Raw genomic sequence first — 24507 nt, forward strand, 5'->3', positions numbered from 1 at the left:
TCACCCCGGGACGCCAGAAAGGGCGCCCCAAGATCGGAAAGTACGACCCAAGCGGAGGGTGGCGGGGCGGAGCCCGGGAGGTCAGCGGAGTGGGGCCTGGTGGCCGTCTCGGAGGGTGATGACCTCGTCTGCGCGCTGCATGAGGACGGGGTCGTGGGTGGAGACGACGGCGGCGAGGCCGCGGGCGTGGGCGAGGTCCTGGAGGAGCTCCATGATCGTGGCCGCGGTGCGGGAGTCGAGCTGGCCGGTGGGCTCGTCGGCGATGAGGACCTCCGGCTCGGCGACGAGCGCGCGGGCGATGCCGACGCGCTGCTGCTGGCCGCCGGAGAGCTCGTAGGGCCGCTGGCGCACGTGGCCGGAGAGCCCGACGAGCTCGAGGGCGCCTGCCACCCGCTCCTCGCGCTCTGCGGGGTCAACCTCGAGGAGGCGCAGCGGGATCTCGACGTTCTCGGCGGCCGACAGCACGGGGATGAGCCCGAAGGACTGGAAGACGTAGCCGATGCGGGTGCGGCGCACCTCGAGGACGTCCTTCTCCGGCAGGGCCGACAGCTCGCGGCCGTCACCGAGCAGCACCCGCCCGCTCGTGGGCCGGTCCAGCCCACCGAGGAGGTTGAGCAGGGTCGTCTTGCCCGAGCCCGACGGCCCGCGCACGACGACGAGCCGACCGCGAGTCACCTCCATGCTCACGTCCGTGAGCGCGCGGACCTCACCGGCGCCCGTGGTGAAGACCCGGCCCACAGACTCGGCGATCAGCAGCACCTCAGCCATCGTCGCCCTCCCCGCGCAGGTCGCGCCGACGCGGCCGCCGGGCCGACGCCGCCGTGGAGCCGTCCGACCCGCGCGCGCCCGTCGCGCCGTCCGCGTCGGAGGCCGTCCGTGCCGCACCGTCGGGCCAGACGCCCACGTGGTCGGTCTCCAGGGCCAGCCGCACCCGCTCGCGCAGGTCGAGGGCGCTGACGAAGTCCTCCGGCAGCTGGAGACGCCCGGTGCGGTCCAGGACGGCGAACTCCTCCGCGACGTGCACCTCGGCGCCGGAGTCGTCGCGCTCGGTGCGCCGCAGCACCTCGGTGGAGGTGCGGCCGTCACGGATCTGGACGGTGCGCCGCACGTGCTCGGACACGGTGGGGTCGTGGGTGACGACGAGGACGGTGACGCCCAGGCGCTCCGACACCCCGCGCAGTGCCTCGAGGACCTCGGCGCTCGTCGCGTCGTCGAGCTCACCGGTGGGCTCGTCGGCGAGGAGCACGCGGGGGCGGTTGGCCAGCGCGACGGCGATCGCGGTCCGCTGCTGCTCCCCACCGCTCATCTGCTCGGGCCGGCGACCACGGCAGTGCTCGATCCCGAGGAGGGCCAGCAGCTCGTCCACCCGCTTCGCACGCGCCTTCGCGCCGGACAGCACGAGGGGCACGGCGATGTTCTCCGCGGCGGTGAGGTAGGGCAGGAGGTTGCGGGAGGTCTGCTGCCACACGAAGCCGACCGTGTGCCGCTGGTAACGCACCCGGTCCGTCCGGCTCATCGCACCGATGTCCGTGCCGGCGACGACGGCGCTGCCGCCCGTGGGCCGGTCCAGCCCGGACAGGATGCTGAGGAGGGTCGACTTTCCCGAGCCGGACGCACCGACGATCGCGACGACGTCGCCGCGTTCCACCCGCAGGTCCAGCCCCTGCAGCGCCTGCACCTCCACGCCCTCGGTGGAGAAGATCCGCACGAGCCCGTGGCACAGGATGTCCGGCTCGGCGCCCTGCACGGTCGTCGTCATCGTCACCTCGTCGCTGTCTGCGGCCCGCTGGCGGCGCCATCGTCTCATCGCCCCGCCCACCCGCGTGCCGGTCCGCGCCGCGCTACTCCGCCGGGGCCCGCCTCGCCCCCTGGGCCGCCGCCGTGAACTCCCGCTCCATCTCCTCGTCCGGCCGGTAGGTGCGCTTGCTGACGACGACGGCGACGAGCAGGTTGGCGAGGAAGCCCGGCACGATCTCGTACAGCGTCGCGCCGAGGATCTCCGGCCCGAACTGCTTCCACAGGATGACTGTCACAGCGCCGGTCACCATCCCGGCGAGCGCGCCCCAGGTGGTGAGCCGGCGCCAGAAGAGGCTGAGGAGGATCGCCGGGCCGAAGGAGGCACCGAAGCCCGCCCACGCGAAGGCGACGAGATTGAGGATCGTGTCGGTGGGGTTGAGCGCGAGGACCGTGGCGATGACCGCGACGCCGAGCACGGACACGCGCCCGAGGACGACGAGCTGCCGCGGCGAGGCGTCCTTGTTGACGATCCGGTAGAGGTCCTCGACGAAGGCCGACGAGCACACGATGAGCTGGCTCGAGACGGTGCTCATGATCGCGGCGAGCGCGGCGGCGAAGATCGCCCCGACCAGCAACGGGTGGAGCAGCACCTCGGACAGCGCCAGCACGATCTGCTCGGGGTCACTCAGGTCCAGGCCGATGCGGTTGACGTAGGCGATGCCGAGGAGGCCGGTCACCACCGCGCCGACCAGCGAGATGACCATCCAGCCGATCCCGATCCGCCGCGCGCGGCCGGCCGAGAGCGCGTCCCGCATCGCCATGAAGCGCACGATGATGTGGGGCTGGCCGAAGTAGCCCAGGCCCCACGCGAGCGCAGAGACGACGCCGACCACCGACGCCCCGGTGACACCCTCTCCCGCCAGCGGAGACAAGCGGGCGGGATCGACCTCGCGGATCCCCTCGAGTGCCTCTCCGACCCCGCCGAGTGCGACGAGCACGACGACCGGCACGATGAGCAGCGCGATCATGATCATCGTGCCCTGGACGACGTCGGTCAGGGAGGCGCCGAGGAACCCGCCGATGAGCGTGTAGGCCAGCGTGACCCCGGCGACGATGAGCATGCCCGTGCGGTAGGACGTGTCGAAGGCGACCTCGAAGAACACCCCGCCGGCGACCATCATCGAGGAGACGTAGAAGGTGAAGAAGACGAGGACGATGGCGCCGGAGGCCACGCGCAGCGACCGCGAGGTGTCGTGCAGGCGGTTCTCGAAGAAGCTCGGGATGGTGATCGAGTTCTTCGCCGTCTCCGTGTACGAGCGCAGGCGCGGGGCGACCAGACGCCAGTTGAGGTAGGCGCCGATGGTGAGCCCGACGGCGATCCACCCCTCGATGAGCCCGCTGACGTAGATGGCGCCCGGCAGGCCCATCATGAGCCACCCGGACATGTCCGAGGCACCGGCGCTGAGTGCCGCCGTGGTCGGCGACAGGCGGCGCCCGCCGAGCATGTAGTCCTCGTGGCCGCTGGTGCGACGGTAGGCGTAGTAGCCGATCGCCAGCATCGCCACGAAGTACGCGACGAGCGCGATGAGCTGGTAGGTGCGGTCAGACATCGTCGTCTCCTCCCCGAGAGCACGATTTGCCCAGTGTGGCATACGCCACAGACATGCCCGTGCCGCCCGGCCGCGTCAGGTCTCCTCGCCCATCCGGAGCTCGCTCGCGACGTCGGCCCGGCTGCTCACCACGGTGGAGACGAGCACCGCCAGCGCCGTGACGAGGAGGACCCCGCCGAGCACCGCGCCGACGACGAGCGGGTCGACGACCAGCCCGGGCTGCTCCTCCCCACCGGTGAGCGCCCGCAGGTCCATCCTCCCGAGCACGACCCACGGCACAAGGACCCCGAGGACCCCGCCGGCGAGCACCGACACGGCGGCCAGCGGCACGAGCTCCCAGGCGACGATCCCGCGGGCACGCCGCCGGTCCAGCCCGAGCGTGCGCAGCACCGCGAGCAGCCGCCCGCGTGCGGGGGCGCCCACGAGCTGGGTCATGACGACGGCGACGACGACGAGCGCCAGGCTGAGGACAACGGCGACCGTCAGCGCCGCGCTCATCCCCCCGGCCATCGGGGAGGAGAGGAAGCCGCTCGCGTCGCCCGCCGGGTTCTGGGCGAGGGCGACGGGCTCCACCTCGCGGACGCGCTCGAGCACCGCCGTCGGGTCCGCGCCGTCGGCGACGTCGACGAGGGCGATGCGCGGGAGCACGGCCCGCTCGGTGGCGGCGGTGAAGGCGGCGTCGTCGACGAGGACGTCCCCGGTGGTGCCCGCGCCGGCCAGCCGCTCGACCGTGCCGACCACCTCGAGCGCGACCCCGTCCCCGACGGCGGCCTGCAGGGTGTCCCCGACGCCCGCCCCGAGCGCCTCGACCGCCACCGCGGACAGCACGGCCGGGACGGCGTCGCCCGCGGCGGCGGGCAGGTCCGCGGGGAGGTGGTCGATCCCCACGCCGTCGGCCTGGACGTCGCGCACGGCGGCGAGGTCGGCGACGGCGAGGTCCAGCCGCTCCCCCGACACGCTGACGGTGCCGGCGTCACCGACCGTCGCCACGCCGGCGACCCCAGGCACGCCGGCGATCGCGGCGGCCTGCTCCTCGTCGATGACCGGGCCGGACAGGCGCAGGTCGGCGCCCACGGACTGCCACGCCGTCGCCTGCACACCGGTGCTGACCGTCGAGCCGAGGACCGCGGAGAACATCGCGACGGAGACGCCGATGACGAGCGCGACGGCGGGAACGAGCCCGCCGGAGGGGTCGCGGACCGCGCGCGCCGAGCCGAGGAAGGCCGTGACCCCCCGACGACGGCGCATCACCCCCGCCAGCGCCCGGACCGGCAGCGGGTAGACGCGCAGGACGAGGACGCAGGTGGCCGCGGACAGCAGCAGCGGCACCCCGGTGAGGAGGACGTCGGTCTCCCCGGTCCCGGGGACGACGCCGCGCTGGACGAGGAGGACGACGGCGACGGCGGTGAGGGCGAGCAGCACCGCCTCGGCGACCCACCGCCAACGCCCGGACCGGCCGCCGAGGTCCGCGCGCCCCTCCCGCAGGCCGCGCGGGGAGGTGCTCACCGCGAGCATGACGGCGGGCACGAGGGCGACGGCGCCGGTGACGGCGAGGTCGGCGGGCACCGTGCGGCCCGGCAGGAGGAGGACGGCGAGCAGCGCGCCGGCGGCGGCCGCGGGCACGCCGAGGACGAGCCCCTCGAGCGCGAGCATGGCGCGCAGCTGCCACCCCGAGCCGCCGCGCGCGGACAGGAGCGCCAGCCCGGGCCGGCGGCGGGCGACGAGCAGCCGCGCGGCCAGGAGGAGCACGGCGAGGGTCACCCCGAGCGGGCCGGCCGCGATGACGGTGAGCACGGTGGACGTCACCGCCTGCTGCTGCTGGACCCTGTCGAGCACCTCGCCCAGCCCGCTGGCGAAGCGGACCTCCGGCGCCGGGCCGAGCTCGCCGGCCTCGCCCAGCGGTTGGGGCGTCGTGAACCGGAGGAGCTGGGCTTCCGCGGCGTCGACGTCGTCGGTGGTCAGCGCCCCGACGGCGACCGGGAACCACATCTGGGTGCGGAAGCTGGCGACGTGGGCAGGGAAGCCCGGCGGGAGCCGCCCGTCCCACGAGGGGTCGAGGTAGGCGGCGGCAGTGGCCGAGGTGCCGAGGTTGAGGTCGTCGACGACGTGCGGCTCGGCCGAGTACAGGTTGTGGTCCCAGTAGTCCGCGCCGGGGTCGTCGACCTCGTAGGTGCCGGTGAGCAGCGCCGGGACGGTGTTGCCGGCGAAGCGCCGCTCGGTGCCGACCTCCCACTCGAGCACCTCGGCCGCGGGCGCGGACAGGACGAGCTCCAGCGGCCCGCTGGCAGCGATGGCGGCGTCCACGAGCGCGGCCTCCTCGTCCAGGGTGAGGGCCCAGCGCTCGGCGTCGGTGAGCCCGGCGAAGGGGTCGACGGGGGCGGGCGCCGCGGGCCAGCGACCGCCGGTGAGCGTCACCCGCTCGGCGAGCTGCGGGTCGACGGTGAGGCGCAGCCACTGCCGGCCGATGACCGGGTCGGGCGGGGGCGCGACCTCCGCGGGCTGGCTCTCCAGCGAGAAGCTGGGCTCGCCGAGCAGGGTGCGCAGCGGCTCGGGCTGGGCGGCGCGCAGCTCCTCGAGGGCGACGTGGACGCCCCCGAGGTTCGCCTCCACGTCCGGCGGGTAGGGCGTGGAGCCGGGTGGCGGCGGGTCGAGCCGGGGCCACTCCGTGGGCAGGACGCCGACGACGTCGCGGGACAGCGGGCTCGTCGCGGCGATCTCGTGGGTGACCTGGCGGTCGTCGACGCCGGTGAGCAGGCGCGGCCAGGCGGTGACGACCCCGGCGACGAGGAGCACGAGGAGCGCGAGCGCGACCGGCACCGCACGGTGGGCGGTGGCCTGGCGGCGCGCGAGGCCGCGGAGGCTGCTCACCGCACCTCCTCCCGGTACTCGGCGTCCAGCGCCTGGGCCCGCACGCGGGCGCCGAGCACCGCGGCGACGACGCCCAGGCCGCCGACGAGGACGACGAGCACCGCGAGCCCCGGCACGACGTCGAGCCGCCCACCGAGGGGCAGCGGTGAGGGCTGGGTCGCGGCGGCGCGGGCGAGGGTGGGCACGAGCAGCACCGAGGCGGCCCAGCCGGCGAGGACGCCGAGGACGACGCCGAGCCCGCCCACGCCGAGCAGCTCGGCCACCCGGGCGCGAGCCTGCGCCGCGGGCGCCACACCGAGCGCGCGCAGGACGACGACCTCGCTGCGACGCTCCCGCGCGAGGGCGAGGACGACGGCGGTCACCCCGGTGAGGGCGAGGAGCGCGGCGCCCACGGCGACGATCCAGAAGGTGTGGCGCACCGAGCCTGCGGAGTCGGTGAGGTTCTCCCCGGCCACCTCGACGGTGGCCTGCCGGCCGGCGAGCGCGCTCGCCTCCGCGGCTACCTCGGTGGGGTCGGCGTCCGCCTCGACGGTGAGCCACACCTGGCCGGGGAGCAGCGGGCGCTCCTGTCGGCTGAGGACGTGGGCGCCGAGCGCGGCGAGGTCGACGAGGACGGCGTCCTCCTCCAGGCCGCCGGGGACGGCGCCGACGACGGCGCCCACCTCGAGGTCGACGGCCCTCCCGCCCAGCGCGACGGTGGCCGTGTCCCCCACCCCCAGGTCCGCAGCCGCGGCAAGGTGGGAGGTGACGGCCGCGGGCACCGGCTCCGCACCGCCGTCGGGCAGGAGACGGACCGCGACGTCCTCGCTGCCCTCGAACGCGCCCCGCACGCCGACCGTGCCGACTGGCTCGAGGTCCGCAGTGGCGAGGGCCTGCACCCAGGGCGCGGTGCCGAGGCCGACGTCGGTGCCGTCGGCGGTGAGGCCGGTGACCTCCACGGACAGCTCGTAGCCGAGGCGCGGGCCGGTGGCGGCGAGGTCGAGCGCGGCGAGCCGGAACTCCCCTGCGGCGGGCAGCTCCAGGCGCAGCGTGTGCTCGGTGGGCTCGGGTCCGAGCAGCCCGTCGTCGTCGAAGGGGGCGGCCGGCAGCCGTCCGGCGTCGAGCGCGCTCAGGCCACCGTCCGCGTCTGCCACCCACAGTGTCAGCCCGAGGCCGTGGTCGCCCTCCCGCCGCCTGGCGCGGTCCGCAGCGAGGAGGGCGTCGACCTCGTCCTCGGGGACGCCCATGATCTCGAGGTAGTACTCGCGGTCCGAGGCGACCAGCTCCTCCTCCGCCTCGAGCGCCCCCGGCGGCAGTCCCAGCTGCGCCCGGAGCGTGAGGTCGAGGGTCTGCGCGCCGGGCGGCAGCGCCACTCCCCGGGTGGCGGGAGCGAGACCGGCGACGGCGCCCCCGGGGACGCGCGCGACCTCCTCGAGCCGCGTGGTGTCCAGGGCCGTGACGGCGAGGGGCAGCTCGCCGAAGGTGCCCGTGCCCCGCAGCACCGCCCCCGCGCCCCGGACGCCGGCGACCTCCCGGTAGGGCACCGCCGACAGGGCCTGCGGCTCCGGGCCGCCGGCCCCGGCGGGCACGGTGACGCGCACGTCGGTGCCCGTGGAGAGGGCGGCGACGTGCTCGCGCTGCACGGCGGTGGCCCCGGCGAAGGAGGAGGCGACCGTCGCCGTGCCGACGGCCAGGACGACGAGCACGAGCGGCACGGCGTAGGCGCGCACGCGGCGGGAGACCTGGCGGGCGGCGAGGACGCCGGGCAGGCCGCGTCCCCGCTCTCGGGCCCGGGCGGCGGCGCGGACGAGCGGACCGAGCAGGGCGAGCGCGAGAACCGCGAGGAAGGCGAGCACCGCCCCGAGGGAGATGACGGCGAGAACGTCCGCGCCGCCGTCGTCGATGAGCGGGGTGCCGTGCCGCAGCAGCTGCCAGGCGGAGAGGGCGGCCGCGGCGCCGGTGAGCGCGACCGTGCCGGCGGCCGCGGCCCCGCGGAGCCGGCCGGAGCGGTCGGCGACCATCCGGCGGGCGACGCCCCGCGCGTGCAGGCCCGCGACAACCGTCCCGGTGAGGACGGTGAGGACGGCGACGACGGCGCCCGTCATGACGACGACCCCGCGCTGCGCCTCCCCGCCGTCGAGCCGGCCGACGACGACGGCGGCCACCACCGTGCCCACCGCGCCACCGACGAGCGCGACGACGGCGAGCTCGGCGGCCGCCCACGCCGTCACCTGCCGGGCGGCCGCCCCGCGGGCGACGAGGATCTCGGTCTCGCGGGCCCGGGTCTGCCCGAGGAGACGGACGACCTGGACGAGGGCGACGACGGAGACGACGCCGAGGAGCGCCACGGGCACGAGACCCACGGCCGCCGCGGTGGCGGTCGCGTCCGCGAGGCGGTCGACGGTGGCGGCGAGGTCCCCGGTGACGGACAGGCCACGGACGGCGACGGCGTCGTCGTCGCCGAGGGCGTAGTCGAGCCCCGCGAGGCCGTCGGCGAGGGCGGGAAGGTCCGCCACGGTGAGCGCCTCGGCGCGCGGGTAGGCGGTCCAGCGGACGAAGGGCGCGCTGACGGCGTCACGGACGGTGGCGGCGTCGGTGAGGAGCGGGCCGACCACGCCCTCGGTGTGCGGGTCGGTGAACCACGCGCGCCCGTCACCGGTGCGCCACGTGCCGGAGACGGTGAGCGTCGCGCCGTCGACGACGAGCTCGCTGCCTGCCCTCAGGCCGGCCTCGGCGGCGGCCTCCTCGGGGACGAGGACCTCCCCGGTGCCGGGCGGCCCGCCGTCGGTGACGACGGCGCCGTCCCCGGCCCGGAGCTCGGCGAGGACGACCCGCAGCTCCTGCCCGCCCGCCTCCGCGCTGACCGCCTCGGTCCACAGCGTGCGCGTGACCTCGGTCGCGGGGCCAAGGCGGGCGATGACCGTCTCCCGCACGGCGGCGTCCTGCGCCTCAGGGTCGTCCGCGAGCCGGGTATGCACCTGGACGCCGGCGTCGTGGGGCGCGGCCTCGGTGAGCGTCGCGCGGATCGTCGCGATCCCCGCGGCCCGGGTGTAGCCGGTGCTGCCGGCGAGGATCGCGGCCAACGTGGCCGTGAGGACGAGCAGGGTGAGGAGGGCGCCCCGCTGTGCGCGGCCGCGCCGCAGCAGGAGACGGGGCGCCCTCACGGCCTACTCGCGCGTGGACTCGTCCAGCGGCCCGGTCCCGATCGTGCCCTTGTCGAGCTGGAGCTCGGCGACGCTCTCCCCGAAGGAGGCGAGCAGCGCGTGGCGCTCCTCGCGGCGGCGACGCTGCTCCCCGGGCTCGGGCACCGGAGCGGCGGCGAGCAGGCGCTGCGTGTACTCCTCCTGCGGGTTCTGCAGAACGTCCTCGCGGCTGCCCTTCTCGACGATCTTGCCGTTCTGCAGGACGACCACCCGGTGGGCGAGCAGGTCGACGACGGCGAGGTCGTGGGAGACGAAGAGGCAGGCGAAGCGGTAGCGCTGCTGGAGCTCGGTGAACATCGCGAGCACGCTGGCCTGGACCGACACGTCCAGGGCCGAGGTGGGCTCATCGGCGACGAGCAGCTCGGGCTCGAGGACGAGCGCACGGGCCACCGACACGCGCTGACGCTGGCCCCCGGAGAGCTCGTGCGGGTAGCGGTTGTACACGCTGCGGGGCAGCTCGACGGCCTCGAGGAGCTCGTGGACCTTGCGCTCCCGGGACTTCTTGTCACCGATCTTGTGGACCGCCATCGGCTCGGCGATGATGTCGCCGATCGGCAGGCGCGGGTTGAGCGAGGCGGCCGGGTCCTGGAAGATCACGCCGATCCGGCGGCGCAGGGCCTTGGCCTCCTTGCGGCGCAGCGCCCCGAAGTCCTCCCCGAAGAGGCGGATCGTGCCGGAGGCCGCGGGGATGAGGCCGAGCGCGCAGCGGCCGATCGTCGACTTGCCCGAGCCGGACTCGCCCACCAGCCCGACGATCTCGCCCTGGCGCACGGCGAAGGAGACGTCGTCGACGGCGCGGAACGGCGGCTTGCCGGCGCGCTGGTACTCGATGACGAGGTTCTCCATGCGCAGGGCGTGGACCTCGTCCTCCTCCACGGGCGGGGCCTCGACGTGGGCGATGCCCAGCTGGTCCCGGCCGCGGCCCAGGTGGGGCACGGCGTCGAGCAGGCGCTTGGTGTAGGCGTGCTGCGGGTGGTTGAGGACCTGGTCGACACTGCCGGTCTCGACGATGTTGCCCTTGAACATCACCGCGACACGGTCGGCCATGTCGGCGACGACGCCCATGTTGTGGGTGATGAGGAGGATGCCGGTGTTGAGCTTGTCCTTGAGGGAGCGCAGCAAGTCGAGGATGTCGGCCTGGACCGTGACGTCCAGCGCCGTCGTCGGCTCGTCGGCAATGATGACGCGCGGGTCGCAGCTGATCGCGATGGCGATGACCACGCGCTGGCGCTGACCACCGGAGAGCTCGTGCGGGTACTGCTTGAGGCGGCGCTCGGGCTCGGGGATGCCGACCATCCGCAGCAGCTCGGCCGCGCGCTCGTCGGCGGCCCGCCCGAAGGCGATGCCGTGCAGCTCGAGCGCCTCGGTGAGCTGGGTGCCGATGGTGAGCACCGGGTTGAGGGCCGTCATCGGCTCCTGGAAGACCATGGCGACGTCGTTGCCGCGCATGCGGCGCAGCTCGCGCTCGTCGAGCTCACCGACCGTGCGCTCCCCGACGACGATCCCGCCTCCGGTGCGGGCGTTCTTCGGCAGGAGGCCGAGCGCCGTCATCGAGGTGACGGACTTCCCGGAGCCGGACTCGCCGACGAGGGCGACGACCTCACCGGGGTGGACCTCGAGGGAGATGCCCTTGACGGCGTGGACGGAGCCGAACTCGGTCTTGAAGCGGACGTCGAGGTCGGTGAAGGAGAGGACCGGCCCGCTGGACTGCTCGGAGGTGGTGGTCATCAGTCCTTGTTCCTGTTCTGCCGGGGGTCGAACGCGTCGCGCAGACCGTCACCGATGAAGTTCACGCTCAGCGCGATGCCGAGGATGAAGATGCCGGGCCACCAGAACAGCCAGGGCCGGGAGGTGAAGGACGCCTGGTAGGTGCTGATGAGGACGCCAAGGGAGGTGTCCGGCGCGTCGACACCGAAGCCGAGGAAGGACAGCGAGGTCTCGAGGAGGATCGCCGCCGCGATCGACAGGGTGGCCGAGACGATGATCGTGCCGAGCGTGTTCGGCAGGATGTGCTTGACGATGATCCGCAGCGGCGAGGTGCCCACGGCCCGGGCCGCGGCGACGAACTCCCGTTCGCGCAGGGAGAGGACCTCACCACGCACGAGCCGGGCGAGGCCGGTCCACGTGACGATGCCGAGCATGAACGCCAGGGTCCAGATCGACCCGCCGCTGATCTGGCCCAGGACGGCCGCGAGGACGAGCAGCGGGATGACGATGAGGAGGTCGGTGAGGCGCATGAGGACGGCCTCGATCCAGCCGCGGAAGTAGCCCGCGGCCGCGCCCACCGCCGTGCCGATGATCGTCGAGACGATGCCGACGACGAAGGCGATGATGAGCGAGCGCTGGGTGCCGCGCATGACGAGCGCGAAGTAGTCCTTGCCGACGTTGTCCTGCCCGAAGGGCTGGTCACCGATCTGGAAGGGCCACAGGCTCAGCGAGGGGCGCCCGCCGTCGGTGACGGTGCCGGCCAAGGTGTAGCCGTGCTTCCACCAGCCGGGGACCGGCCCGAAGCCGATGGAGGTGTAGGCCAGCAGCGTGATGAAGATCAGCGCGCCCATCGAGACCATCGCACCGCGGTGGCGGAGGAACCGGCGCAGCACGAGCTGCCCCTGGGAGTAGGACTTGTCCGTCTTCCCCTCGAGGTCCTCCTCGACGGAGAGCTGGTCGATGTTCTGCAGCGTGCCGGGGTCGGCGCCCTGCATGCCCGGCTGCGGGACGATGTGCTCCGGCCGGTTGCTCTTCCTGAACCTTCTCATCGCTGCCTCCGGGTCGCGGGGCTGGTACGGGTGCCTGCGTCACTCACTGCGCTCACCGTCGGATCCGGGGGTCGAGGAAGGCGTAGGCGATGTCGGCCAGCATGTTCATCACGACGGCGGCGGTGCCGGTGACCAGGAAGAAGGCCATGACGGGTGCGGGGTCCACCTGGACGAGGCCGGTGCGGAACAGCTCGCCCATGCCCTTCCAGCCGAAGACCGTCTCCGTGAGCACCGCACCGCCGATGAGGCCGGCGAAGTCGAAGGCGACGATCGTCGTGATCGGGATGAGGGCGTTGCGGAACGCGTGCTTGGTGATGACTACGCGCTCGGACAGGCCCTTGGACCGCGCCGTGCGCACGTAGTCCTGCTCGAGCACCTCGAGCATGGACGAGCGCGTGTAGCGGCTGTAGCTGGCGACCGACACGAGGGTGAGGAGGACCGTCGGCAGGAGCAGCTGGGTGCCCTTGTCGAGGAACTCCTGCCAGAAGGTGCCGTCGTAGTTCGGGGTCTCGGCACCGATCGTCGAGATCGGGCGGCCGTTGCGGACCGAGCCGAGGTAGCCGGCCCAGGCCGACAGGGCCTGGTCGGTGACGATGACGAGGCTCATCACGGTCGCGGTCGCGACCGACACCCAGATCGCCATCGTGCGGGAGTAGCCGCCCCACAGGGCGCCGCTGAGGACGGCGATGACGATCGCGACGGCGAACAGCCCGAACAGCACGCCCCAGCTCGGGTCGGCGAGCTGACCTGCGAAGACGAAGTAGGAGACGATCCCGACGCCCACCGTGGTGAGGGCGGCTTTCAGGACGTTCTTGTTCCCCAGGCCCGAGCTCAGCATGACGATGAGGAGGGCCGCGCCGATGGAGGCGACGGCGACGACGCCGATGCCAAGTGCGGGCTGGCGGTACCAGTTGACGGCGTCGAAGTAGAACATCGCCGCGAGGACGAACAGGAACGTGCCGCCACCGGTGAGCAGCCGCCGTCGGGCGTCACCACCCAGGGCGCCGGCGACGATGACGGCGAGCACGAGAGCCACGAGGGCGATCTGCCACAGCGCCATGTCCGGCGAGACGATCCAGTCGTTGAAGCGGATCGCGCCGTACTCCTTGAGGAGCACCGCAGCCCAGAAGACAGGCAGGGAGTACATCATGAACGCGAAGAACGTCACGATGTAGTCGAAGCCGGAGTACTGGCGGATCGCGGTGAGGATGCCGATCGCGATGCCGATGACGATGGCGAGCAGCGTCGAGAGGATGACGAGACGCAGCGTGGCCGCGGCAGCGTTGCCGAGGAGGTCGATGACCGGGATGCCCGCGCGGTTGAGCCCGAGCTCACAGGAACCGACGACACACTTGCCCACCCCCGCGAGCCAGGCGCCGTAGCGCTCGTACCACGGGTCGTCCAGGCGCATGTTGGCGCTGCGCATGGCGATGAGGTTGTCGCGGTTGGGGTCGTTGGACTCCCGAAGGTCCGCCAGCGGGTCGCCCGAGTTGATGGTCAGGACGAACATGAGGAGGGACCCACCGAGCAGGACGAGGGCTGATATCCCCAGCCTGCGCAGGATGAACTTGATCACGAGCTTGCCCTTCGGGTCTTCCGGGGTGAGCCCGGACAGCCTAGCCCTGTCCTCGTGGGACGTCGGGCAGGCGCCGAGAAATCACGTCAAGGCACCGTACACGCACGACGGTGGGGCAGAAGGAGGACTCCCCTCCTGCCCCACCGGTCATTGAGCGTGCCTTCAGGTGATCGGAGTGAGAATCACCTCAGCCGAGGTCACTCCGCGAGCAGCCACTGCTCCGCGTTCCACGCGACCTGGCTCTGGGTGGCCGTCTGACGGACGTTCTCCATACCGGCGGTGTGCGCGACGACGCCCGGGTGGGCGAAGACCGGGATGCCGAAGAGCGTGTCCCACAGCTCCTTCTCGATGATCTTCGTCTGCTCGAGGTGGACCTCCTCGTCGAGGGAGGAGGACAGCTCGACCCAGGCCTGGTCGACCGTCTCGTTGGAGTAGCCGCCGTAGTTCTGCGGGTAGTCCGTGGAGTAGATGTTCTGGCCCGAGGAGATCTGGCCGGAGCCTGCCCAGGCGAAGAGGGCGACCTCGTAGTCACCGGCGGGGAGCGCGTTGGAGAAGAAGTCCTGCGCACCGACGTCGGTGATGTTGAAGCCGGCCTGGTCGCAGCTCGACTTGATGAGCTCGATCTCGGAGGTACGGCGGGGGTTGGGCGCCGAGTAGCCGATGCGGACGTCGATCGGCGTCGCGATGCCGGACTCCTCGATGAGGCGGGTGGCCTCCTCGAGGTCGACCTCGTCGTAGCGGCCGTCGTACGCGGCCTCGACGACCTCGTCGTAGTTCGGCTGGAACGGGAAGACCTCGCGGGCGTTCATGACGACGGCCTCGGGGTCGACCGGCTTGATGAGGTTGTCGACGATCTGCTGGCGCGGGACGCAGTAGGCGAAGGCCTCGCGCAGCGCCTGGCCGCCCTCCTCGTCGGAGAACACGCCGTTGTTGAAGTTGAAGTCCAGGTGCTCCCAGGTGAGGGTCGCGCCCGTCTGGACCTCGACGGCGTCGCCGAGGGCCTCCAGCTGCGGCAGCGTGTCCACGGTGGCCTGCGGCTCGATGACGTTGAGGTCACCGTTCTGCAGTGCCTGGTTGTGGCCGGAGGCGTCCAGGAAGCGGAAGGTGATCCGCTCGGTCGCCGCGGGGGTGCCCCAGTAGTTGGGGTTCGCCTCGATGGTGATGGACTGGCCGGCGGTCCAGCCGCCCTCCATGAACTGGTAGCGGCTGCCGGACGGCGCGATCTCCGGGGCGGGGACCTCACCGGGGCTGGAGAGCCAGCCCTCGTTCCAGAACTCCGCGGCCTTTGTCAGCGTCTCGACGTCCTCGTCGAGGATGGCCTGGACGAGCTCCTCCTCGGTGATCCCGATCTGCTCGGCCACGACGTGGGCCGGGAGCAGGTAGGAGCCGGTGACGAGGCGCCAGTCCGGGTACTTCTCGGCGTACTCGACGGTGAAGGACTTGGCGTCCCAGCTGTCGGCCTGCGGGCCGGTGGGGACGTTGGTCTGGGTGTAGTCCGTGCCCGAGACGTGGTTGAACACCGGGTTCTCCGGGTCCGGGGAGAGCCACGCCGGGTTCTGCGAGACCCACTCGAAGATGAAGTCCGCGTAGTCGATGGCGTTGCCGTCGGACCACACGGCGTCGTCTGCGACGGCGTACTCGATGACGAGCGGCTCGTCACCCTCGAGGCCGGAGACGGCCTCGGCGGTGCCGAACTCCTCGTTCTCGTAGATGGTGCCGTCGGTGCCGAAGTAGAAGAAGCCCTCGGGACGGATGCGGTCCATGATGACGTTGTTGTACGTGCTGTACGTGTCCGCCGTCAGGGAGTTGTAGCCGGTGAACTCGTCCTGGCCGGTCGAGTAGAAGATGTCACCCTCGACGGTCTGGACGTCGCCCAGGTCCTCCTTGGCCGTGGAGCTGGCCTCGCCCGAGCCGGTGCTGTCAGTGGTGGTCTCGTCACCGGAGCCCGTGGACTCCTCGTCGCTGGGGCTGGTGCACGCCGCGAGGACGAGCGAGCCTGCCACCAGCACGGCGGCCGCCTGGGCCGTACGCCTGATCTTCAATGTTCCTCCTGGATGCTGGGACGTGACCGCGGGCCGCGCCCGGGGGTGCCCGGTCGGGTGCCGCGGTGCACGCCGAGGTGCCGTCACGGTACACACGGGGGAGTGGCATATACGACGGACGAAACAACCCGGCAACCGTTTCGTTATGGACTTGAGACAGCCTGTGGGGAAGATCTCACCATGTGGACTCCCTCACGCTCCCACCCCTCCCCCATCCGCATATGCGGGATAACGACGGCGTGCCGCGCTCGGGAGGCGTGATTTTCGTGCATATGCGGGTAGGGCGGGTGGGTCAGGCGCCGGCGGGGAGGTGGCCGAAGCGGTGCCTCGTGCGGGAGACGGCCTGCTCGCGCGTCACCGCGAGCAGCTCGCGGCGGCCCGTCGCGAGCACCGGGCCGGCGAGCACCGTCACCTGCGGTGACCACAGCGCGTCGAGGAGCGCCCCGGCGTCGGGTCCGACGACGCGCACCCGCTCGATCCCCTCCTCGCGGACCCGCGCGAGGAACTGGGCGTCGGTCTCGGCCCGGGTGACGTGCCCGCCGAGACGGCGCAGGCCGGCATGGGTGTCGCGCCCGCGTAGCGCGTGCAGGGCCGCGCTCGTCGCCGGGTCCAGGCTCACGCGCACCTCCGCCCCCACCGCCTCACCGGCGAGGAGGACGCGCAGCAGCTCGACCGGCGCAGCCCCGGGCACCGTGCGCACCGTCAGCGGCACCGGCCGGTAGCGGAAGGCGTTCGACTCCGCGCGCAGGCCGGTGTGGTCCTGCGCGTGGCGGATCTCGGCCTCCCACGCGGCGGCGTCGGACCCGGCGGCGCTCTGCAACCAGGTCCGCTCCGCGGCGTCAGGGACGAGGGCGGCGTAGTCGGCGAGCGCCGCGCGCACGGCCGCGGATGGCTTCGCGGTGCGCGCCGGCAGGCCGTCCATCGCCCACTCCCCCAGCTGCGCGACGTAGTTCGGGCCGCCGGCCTTGGCGCCGGGGCCGACGGCGGAGGACTTCCACCCGCCGAAGGACTGCCGCTGGACGATGGCGCCGGTGATGTGCCGGTTGACGTAGGCGTTGCCCACCTCGACGCGCTCGAGCCAGTGGTCGATCTCCTCCTCGTCCAGGGAGTGCAGGCCGCCGGTGAGCCCGTAGGCGGTGGCGTTCTGCAGCTCGATGGCCTCGTCGAGGGTCTCGGCGCGCATGATGCCGAGCACCGGCCCGAAGCACTCGGTGAGGTGGAGGAAGGACCCGGGCGCGACGCCGTCCTTGAGGCCCGGGGACCACAGCCGCCCGGTGCCGTCGAGCTGTCGGGGTTCCACGAGCCACCGCTCCCCCGGCTCCAGCGTGGTGAGCGCGCGCCGCAGCTTGCCGGTGGGCGGCTCGATGACCGGCCCCATCGTCGCGGCCAGGCCGGTGGGCCAGCCCACGCGCAGGGAGCGGACGGCGTCGACGAGCTGGCGCAGCAGCCGCTCCGAGCGCCCGGCAGAGCCGACGAGGATCGCGATCGACGCCGCGGAGCACTTCTGCCCGGAGTGGCCGAAGGCGCTCTTGACGAGGTCGGCGACGGCGAGGTCGTAGTCGGCGGCGGGCGTGATGACGAGGGCGTTCTTCCCGGACGTCTCGCCGAGCACGCGCGGTCCGTCGGGGCGGCCGGTGCGCCAGGAGCAGAAGAGCTCGGCGGTCTCGGCGGCGCCGGTGAGGACGACGGCGTCGACGTCGTCGTGGGCGACGAGCGCCTGGCCCACCTCGTTCTCCTCGGCCCGGACCAGCTGGACGACGTCGTCCGGAACCCCCGCCGCGCGCAGGGTCGCGACCGCCGCCTCCGTGCAGCCGGGGACGGCGGGAGCCGGCTTGATGACGACGGCGCTGCCCGCCGCGAGCGCCGCGAGGACACCGCCGATGGGGATGGCAACCGGGAAGTTCCACGGCGGGGTCACGAGCGTGAGGACGTGCGGGGTGAAGCGCGCACCGTCGGTGTGGAGGGAGGCGCCACGCTCGAGCTCGAGGGCGCGGTCGGCGTAGTAGCGGGCGAAGTCGACGGCCTCGGAGACCTCGGGGTCGGCCTGCTCGATCGTCTTGCCGCCCTCGGCGACCATGAGCGTGACGAGCTCGCCGCGGCGCGCCTCGAGCTCGTCCGCGGCCCGGCGCAGGAGCGCGGCCCGCTCGGCGGCGGGGCGCGCGAGCCAGTCGGGCTGGGCGGCCCGGCCACGGGCGACGACGGCGTCCACCTCCGCCGTCGTGCGCAGCACCGGGGAGGTGAGCGGGGCGGGACGGGCGCGGACCCGCTCCCGCGCCCAGGCGCGGACCTCGGGCAGCGCCGGGTCGGCGTCGGTCGTGTTGTCAAAGGACGTGCCCGCCGGCTGCCGGTCGGCGGTGCGGCGACGCTGCGCGGAGACGGTGCCCATCGCCGTGACGGAGGCCCGGAAGCGGGCCTCCTGGTCGGCCATGGACGCCTCGCCCGCGCCGTCGTCGCCGTCGAAGAGGGCTCGGAGGAAGTTCTGCGGCTGGGCGTTCTCCTCCAGGCGGCGCACGAGGTAGGAGACGGCGACGTCGAAGTCCTCGGGGGCGACGACAGGCGTGTAGAGGAGGACGGAGCCGACCGCCGCCTTGACCGCGCGCGCCTGGGCCGGGGCCATGCCCTGGAGCATCTCGACGTCGAGCATCGCGGTGACGCCGCGGCGCTGCGCGAGCAGGTGGGCGAGGGCGACGTCGTAGAGGTTGTGGGAGGCCACGCCCAGGCGCAGCGCACCGGCGAGCTCGGGGCGCAGGGACCGCTCCACGAGGCGCAGGTAGTTGGCGTCGACGTCGTCCTTGGTGGCGTAGGGCGCCTGCTCCCAGCCGTGCACCTCGGCCTCGACCCGCTCCATCGAGAGGTTGGCGCCCTTGACGAGGCGCACCTTGATCCCGGCCTTCCCGGCGGCGGCCCGCTGCTGGGCGAAGTCGACGAGCCGCTCGAGGGCGGCGACAGAGTCGGGCAGGTAGGCCTGGAGGACAATGCCGGCCTCGAGACCGGCGAACTCGGGCTCGGACAGGAGCCGGGTGAAGACCTCGAGGGTGAGGTCGAGGTCGCGGTACTCCTCCATGTCGAGGTTGACGAAGGCGTGCGGGCTGCGGGCCGCGGCGGCGCGGTACAGCGGGCGCAGACGGTCGAGGACCCGCTCGACGGTGCCGGCGGTGTCCCAGGTGGAGATCTGGGAGACGAGGGAGGAGACCTTGATCGAGACGTAGTCGACGTCGTCGCGCTCGAGGAGGGCGCGGGTGCGCTCGGTGCGGGCGCGGGCCTCGTCCTCCCCGAGGACGGCCTCGCCGAGGAGGTTGATGTTGAGGCGGAAGCCGTCGCGGCGGGCGCGGGCGAGGTGCTCGGCGAGCGCGGGGTCGTGGGCGTCGACGACGAGGTGGCCCACGATCTGGCGCAGCCGGCGGCGCGCGAGCGGGACGACCAGCCGGGGCGCGAGCGGGGCGACGAGCGCGCCCGCACCGAGCAGCGTACGGTCGATCGGCCCGAGGAAGCCGGCGGCACCGGCGGAGATGCGCGACAGCTCCCGGGCTGCGACCTCCTCGTCCTCCGGGCGCGCGACGCGGTCGACGAAGCGCACCGCGAGGTCCAGCCCCTCCGGGTCGCTGACGAGGGCGGCCAGCTGCGTGGAGGCGGCCCGCTCTTGGCGGGTCTGCCCCTCCTCGGTGGCCGCGAGCCACGCGTCGGCGAGGGCGACGGCGTCCTCCACGAGGTCGGCCACGTCCGGCGGGGTGGCCCGGTGCTCGTCGGTGGGGGTCGCGGTCGTCATGACGCCTCCTCGGGGGTCGCCCGGTCGGGAGCTGAAGTCGGTCCTTCCAGGTTCCCACGCCCCGCCGTGCGAGGGCACACCACCCAGCCCGGGCCAGACCACCCACCCCGCTCCCGCCGACAGCCGGATTCCGCCGCCCCCGCTCCGCCCAGGCGCCCACCCCGCTCCCGCCGACAGCCGGATTCCGCCGCCCCGCTCAGCCCAGGCGCCCACCCCTCGCGCCGACAGCCGGATTCCGCCGCCCCGCTCAGCCCAGGCGCCCACCCCGCTCCCGCCGACAGCCGGATTCCGCCGTCGGCTCAGCCCAGGCCGACGAGGAAGGACACGAGCGCGGCGAGGACAACGGTGTTGAACACCCAGCCGACGAGCATGTGGCCGGCCAGCGTGCGGCGCATCCGCGCCGTCGTCGCCTGCACGTCCGCGGGCCCGAAGGCGGCCTGGACGCCGAGGGCGAGGTAGAGGTAGTCGGAGAAGTGACGCTCCTGGGCCTCCGGAGTCCCGTCCTCGGGGAAGCGCAGGCCACCGCCGACGGCGTCGAGGCGAGCCACGTGGACGGCGTAGGCGACGAGGCTGCCGCCCCACGCGAGGACGATCATGAGGATGCTCGCGGCGACGAGGAAGCCGAAGTCTCGCATCGACTCCGAGACGATGAGCCAGACCGCGACGACGAGGGAGCCGAGCGCGAGGAGGACCGGCCACGACGGACCGTCCCCGCCCACGCCGTCGTCCCGCCACCCCAGCGACCACCGCAGCCACCGTGGCCGTCGCAGCTGCCGACGGCGTGCCTCGCCCAGGGCGGCCGTGAGCGCGGCCCCGGACACACCGGCGAAGGCCAGGAGGGTGAGCGCGGGGTAGGCGAGGAGCAGGACGCCGTACAGGACGAGGACGACGGCGAGCGCCCGCTCGTCGTCGGGGATGTCGAGCACCGGCGTGAGGGTGAGGAGCAGCGCGGCGACGGCGAGGACGGGAGCGACGAGCCAGGCGCGGGTGAGGTCGTCCGCGAGCAGCCGGGTGCGGCGGGGCAGGTCGAGCGTCCGGTGGGGCACGGCGTCCTCTCGGGTGACGACGCCGGGCGGCGTCGCGCCCGAATCTAGAACGTCCGCGCAGGCCCGCCCAAAGCGGGCGTCCCGCTCAGCCGCGCAGGTGAAGGCGGCAGCGGGCCTCGTAGGCCTCCGTGCCGCCGACGTGCTCGGTGGCGGGGACGGTCGCGTCACCAACGTCCCCGGCGGCCGTGCGGACGTGGAAGGGGGCGTCGCGCCCGCACACGGCGCAGACGGCGGTGAGCTTGGTGACGTCGTCGGCGATCGCCATGAGCGAGGGCAGCGGCTCGAAGGGGCGCCCGTCGAAGGTGACGCACAGCCCCGCGACGACGACGGTGGTCCCCGCGAGGACGAGCGCCTCCACCACGGGCACGAGGCCGTCCCCGAAGAACTGGGCCTCGTCGATGGCGAGGAGGTCCGGCGTGCGGGCGGCGAGGACCGCCTCGAGCGAGGGCACGTCGCTCGCCGCGCGGGAGGGGATGCTGAGCCCGGCGTGGGACGCCACCCGCCCAACCCCGTGCCGCTCGTCCCACGAGTGGTTGACGACCTCGACGTCGAGACCGGCGAGCTGCGCGCGGCGCACCCGCCGCAGCAGCTCCTCGGACTTCCCGGCGAACATCGGCCCGCACACCACCTGGAGCCGTCCCGGAGCCTCGCGCATGGGCACACCCTAGTGAGCCGGGGTTATGTTCGAGGGCGTGAGCACCGACACCGAGACCGTCGTCCGTTCCCTCCTCGACCTACGCACGTGGGTGGCCTTCGACGTCGACGACGCCGGCCGCGTCCTCGCCGGGCACGACGAGCTCGGCACCGTCCAGCTCGTCGAGATCGCGCCGGACGGCACCCGCACGCCCCTCACCGCGCTGCCGAGCCGCTGCTCGGGCCGGTACGTCCCGGGCCGCCGCGCCGTCGTCGTCCAGCACGACACCGACGGCGACGAGCTCATGCAGCTCTCGCTCCTCGACCTCACCGTTCCGCCCACCGAGCCGGTGGCGCTGGGCGGGCTCGTGCCGCTCGTCCACGACCGCCGCTACATGCACGTGCTCCAGGACGTCACCGCCGACTCGCTCGTCTTCCACACCAACCGCCGCAACGGCGTCGACATGGACGTCGTCGTCCGCGACCTCGCCACCGGGGCCGAGCGGGTGGTGCACGACGGCGGGGGCTACGTCGCCGCGGCCGCCGTCTCCCACGACCACGGCTCTGTCGCCGTGACCGGCCTGAGCCTGCGTCCCGCCTCGACGCTCGTGCGGGTGTCCGGGCCGCGCGCCGTCGGCGACGGTGCCGTCACCGACCCCGACGAGCACGCCCGCCACTCCCAGGTGGCGTGGGCGCCCGGGGACGAGGCGCTGCTCGTCGAGTCCAACCACGAGCGCGAGTTCACCGGCGTCGCCCGCGTCTCGCTCGACGGGCAGGACTGGACCTGGCTCGTCACCGATGAGGCGCACGACCTGCGCCTGTGGGCCTCCCCCTCCGGACGCGCGATGGTCGTCGGGACCGTGCGCGACGGCGTCGTCACCCTCGCCGTGCACGACGGCGACGGCGCCTCCCGCTGCGACGTCGACCTGCCCGGGGAGGGGGTGCCCGACGTCGTGTGGGCGGCGGACGAGCGGCGCATCGTGGTCACGCTGTCCACGCCCACGGACCCCTCGAGCCTCCACCTCGTGGACGTGGCGACGGGCGCGTCCACCTCGCTCGCCGCCGTCGAGGTGCCCGGCGAGCTGCGCGGGCAGCTCGCCGCGCCCACGGTGCACCGCGTGCCGACGCCCGACGGCGAGGAGGTGCCGCTCTTCCGCTACTCCCCCGCTGGCGCTGACGCCGCGCTTCAGGGTGCCTCCGTCCTGCTCATCCACGGCGGGCCGGAGTCCGCGTCGATGCAGAGCTTCAGCCCGGTGGTCCAGGCGCTCGTCTCGGCCGGGCTCACCGTGCTCGTCCCGAACGTCCGCGGCTCGACGACGTACGGCAAGCGCTGGTACTCCCTCGACGACGTCCGCCTGCGCCTCGGCTCGGTGGCCGACCTCGCCGCCATCCACGAGTGGCTGCCCTCGCAGGGGCTGGACCCGGCGCGCAGCGCGCTGTGGGGCGGTTCCTACGGCGGCTACATGGTGCTGGCGGGGGTGGCGATGCAGCCGGAGCGGTGGGCGGCCGGCGTCGACATCGTCGGGATGAGCTCGCTCGTCACCTTCCTCGAGAACACCTCGCCCTACCGGGTGGCCTACCGGGAGCGCGAGTACGGCAGCCTCGCCGAGGACCGCGACTTCCTCGAGTCCGCGTCGCCGATCACGTACCTCGACGACATCGTCGCGCCGCTGTTCGTCATCCACGGCGCCAACGACCCGCGCGTGCCGCTCAGTGAGGCCGAGCAGATCCGTGACGCCCTCGCCGGCCGCGGCATCGACTGCGAGCTGCGGGTCTACGAGGACGAGGGCCACGGCCTGGCGAAGCGGGAGAACCGCCAGGACTCCTACCCGGCGGCGATCGAGTTCCTCAGGCGACACCTGGCGCGCTGAGCTCCGCTCGGCCGCGGGGCCGCTTCTTTAGGTGTTGGCTTTTCGACGTGTGAGGGCCAAGAAGCCACACCGCACGATGTGGGGTACATCGGTTCGCCTCGTCAGCGGACCAGCGCGGTCTCGCGCACCTCCGAGCCGACCGGCGAGTCGCCAGCAGACCGAACCCGGCGACGATGGCGAGCATCCGCCAACCGCCTGGGTCCACGGCGAGGTGTGGTTCGGCATGTGATTCGCGGCGATCACCGCCGTGAAAGTAGAGCGCGAGCGGGGACGCGAGTGTCAAGACAGCCCGCAACGACCGCAAGCGGCCACTCCCGACCGGAGCCGTCAAGCACCGTCGCGCCGAGGACGAGGACACGGCCACAGGCCCGCGAGCATAGGGACTGCCCGTCACCCGTGGAGCGAGATTACCCACGGAAGTTCACACCCGGAGGGGCTCAGCCGGCGGCGGGTCCGTCCGACCGAGGCAGGCCGCCGGCCGTCACTCGGTGGCCATCGACAGCCGGCCCCGTCCTCGGTGTGGACTACTGGACCGCTGAGGTCCAATACTCCGCACCCAAGGCTGTGACGGTCAGGCCGCCACGCGGCTCGGTCGCGAACGGCGCGCCGCCAGGCGCTCCCTGACCTTCTCCAGCGGGAGGAAAGCGAACCAGCACACCACCGTGGGCAGGAAGTGGATGCCCATGGCGATGAAGGTGGCGAGGTGGAAGGCGAGGAAGCAGCCGATGGCGAGGTAGAGCCACCGTCCCCGCAGGAAGAGGACCACCGGAGAGAGGATCTCCAGCACCAGCGATCCCCACTGCGCCGCGCGCAGGAGCATCGGGTAGGCCAGCGTCCACTCCACGAAGTGGGAGCCGCGCCGGACGATCGCCCAGGTGAGCACCGAGCCGTTCGCCCAGGTGACCAGGCTCCCCGCCCGGGACCACTTGGCGAACACCGAGCCGAAGTACGTGAGGACGGTGGCGATCTGCACGGTGCGCATCGCCCAGCCGGCGGCCTGGGAGAGCCGGTGGTCGCGGTAGTGGGCCACCCCGACCGTCGGCAGGACGAGGGTGGCGATCATGAGCGCCATGTGGTCGTGCTGGACGTAGGAGAAGCCCTGCGAGTTCAGTGCCCACACCCAGAAGGTGAGCGCGGCGCCCCAGCCGGCGAGGCGCTGCGCCCGACCGGCGATGGCGAGCACGCAGAAGAGCAGGAGCGCGGCGAGCAGCGCCCAGGACAGCGCCGTGCTCAGTGGCGGCAGGTGGACGAGCCGCGCCAGCAGGGTGGGCTGGTAGAGCTCGGGGACGTGGGAGTGCTGGATGACGTCGTCGAAGTTGAACAGGACGTCCCAGATGACGAAGGCGTAGAGGAGCACGCGGAACGCGGCGACCCGGGCCAGCGGGACCGGGCGGGTGAGCCAGCCGACGACGGCGCGCAC

The 24507-nt window shown here is 73.4% G+C and carries 14 protein-coding genes; 1 reads left to right on the forward strand and 13 read right to left on the reverse strand.

The features are described 5' to 3' along the window. Positions 1-81: 81 nt before the first annotated feature. From M3148_RS15345 to M3148_RS15400, 12 genes are all read right to left on the reverse strand, one after another. Positions 82-768: an ABC transporter ATP-binding protein gene (locus tag M3148_RS15345; RefSeq protein WP_251305604.1), complete on the reverse strand. Its 687-nt coding sequence runs from the start codon at positions 766-768 to the stop codon at positions 82-84. Continuing rightward, positions 761-1759 (reverse strand): ABC transporter ATP-binding protein, encoded by a 999-nt coding sequence (locus M3148_RS15350; RefSeq protein ID WP_251305634.1) that lies wholly within the window; start codon positions 1757-1759, stop codon positions 761-763. Before M3148_RS15350 ends, M3148_RS15345 begins: the two co-directional genes overlap by 8 nt. 82 nt (positions 1760-1841) lie before the next feature. Then, complete coding sequence (gene putP, locus M3148_RS15355; protein ID WP_251305605.1) at positions 1842-3347, reverse strand: sodium/proline symporter PutP; 1506 nt, start codon at positions 3345-3347, stop codon at positions 1842-1844. A 75-nt stretch (positions 3348-3422) separates the two neighbouring features. Beyond that, positions 3423-6215 (reverse strand): ABC transporter permease, encoded by a 2793-nt coding sequence (locus tag M3148_RS18190; protein ID WP_251305606.1) that lies wholly within the window; start codon positions 6213-6215, stop codon positions 3423-3425. Next, positions 6212-9358, reverse strand: a complete 3147-nt coding sequence (locus tag M3148_RS15365) for an FtsX-like permease family protein (RefSeq protein ID WP_251305607.1) — start codon at positions 9356-9358, stop codon at positions 6212-6214. The genes M3148_RS18190 and M3148_RS15365 overlap by 4 nt, the downstream gene beginning before the upstream one ends. A 3-nt stretch (positions 9359-9361) precedes the next feature. Further along, complete coding sequence (locus tag M3148_RS15370; protein WP_251305608.1) at positions 9362-11125, reverse strand: ABC transporter ATP-binding protein; 1764 nt, start codon at positions 11123-11125, stop codon at positions 9362-9364. Further along, positions 11125-12153 (reverse strand): ABC transporter permease, encoded by a 1029-nt coding sequence (locus tag M3148_RS15375; RefSeq protein WP_251305609.1) that lies wholly within the window; start codon positions 12151-12153, stop codon positions 11125-11127. Before M3148_RS15375 ends, M3148_RS15370 begins: the two co-directional genes overlap by 1 nt. A gap of 52 nt (positions 12154-12205) precedes the next feature. Continuing rightward, entirely contained in the window at positions 12206-13729 is a 1524-nt protein-coding gene (locus M3148_RS15380; protein ID WP_251305610.1) for an ABC transporter permease, read from the reverse strand. 197 nt (positions 13730-13926) lie between these two features. After that, the gene (locus tag M3148_RS15385; protein ID WP_251305611.1) at positions 13927-15771 is read right to left on the reverse strand and encodes an ABC transporter substrate-binding protein; all 1845 of its coding nucleotides are present in this window, start codon (positions 15769-15771) and stop codon (positions 13927-13929) included. A 292-nt stretch (positions 15772-16063) separates the two neighbouring features. After that, entirely contained in the window at positions 16064-19537 is a 3474-nt protein-coding gene (locus tag M3148_RS15390; protein ID WP_251305612.1) for a bifunctional proline dehydrogenase/L-glutamate gamma-semialdehyde dehydrogenase, read from the reverse strand. A 299-nt stretch (positions 19538-19836) separates the two neighbouring features. Continuing rightward, positions 19837-20583: a DUF1345 domain-containing protein gene (locus M3148_RS15395; protein ID WP_251305613.1), complete on the reverse strand. Its 747-nt coding sequence runs from the start codon at positions 20581-20583 to the stop codon at positions 19837-19839. 85 nt (positions 20584-20668) lie between these two features. Then, positions 20669-21238 (reverse strand): thymidine kinase, encoded by a 570-nt coding sequence (locus tag M3148_RS15400; protein WP_251305614.1) that lies wholly within the window; start codon positions 21236-21238, stop codon positions 20669-20671. 37 nt (positions 21239-21275) lie between these two features. On the opposite strand from M3148_RS15400, the gene M3148_RS18370 reads away from it, so the two are divergent. Further along, a complete protein-coding gene (locus tag M3148_RS18370) occupies positions 21276-23087 on the forward strand; it encodes a S9 family peptidase (protein ID WP_251305615.1) in 1812 nt (603 codons plus the stop codon). Positions 23088-23658: 571 nt separating this feature from the next. On the opposite strand, the gene M3148_RS15410 is transcribed toward M3148_RS18370, so the two are convergent. Beyond that, on the reverse strand, positions 23659-24507 hold the full coding sequence (locus M3148_RS15410) for a hypothetical protein (RefSeq protein ID WP_251305616.1): 849 nt from the start codon (positions 24505-24507) through the stop codon (positions 23659-23661).

The organism is Georgenia satyanarayanai, from assembly GCF_023715365.1.
Taxonomy (GTDB): domain Bacteria; phylum Actinomycetota; class Actinomycetes; order Actinomycetales; family Actinomycetaceae; genus Oceanitalea; species Oceanitalea satyanarayanai_B.

Coding starts and splice junctions, on each gene's coding strand:
- M3148_RS15345 (WP_251305604.1), bottom strand. CDS start 768: ATGGCTGAGGTGCTGCTGATCGCCGAGTCTGTGGGCCGGGTCTTCACC.
- M3148_RS15350 (WP_251305634.1), bottom strand. CDS start 1,759: ATGACGACGACCGTGCAGGGCGCCGAGCCGGACATCCTGTGCCACGGG.
- M3148_RS15400 (WP_251305614.1), bottom strand. CDS start 21,238: ATGCGCGAGGCTCCGGGACGGCTCCAGGTGGTGTGCGGGCCGATGTTC.
- M3148_RS15370 (WP_251305608.1), bottom strand. CDS start 11,125: ATGACCACCACCTCCGAGCAGTCCAGCGGGCCGGTCCTCTCCTTCACC.
- putP (WP_251305605.1), bottom strand. CDS start 3,347: ATGTCTGACCGCACCTACCAGCTCATCGCGCTCGTCGCGTACTTCGTG.
- M3148_RS15390 (WP_251305612.1), bottom strand. CDS start 19,537: ATGACGACCGCGACCCCCACCGACGAGCACCGGGCCACCCCGCCGGAC.
- M3148_RS15375 (WP_251305609.1), bottom strand. CDS start 12,153: ATGAGAAGGTTCAGGAAGAGCAACCGGCCGGAGCACATCGTCCCGCAG.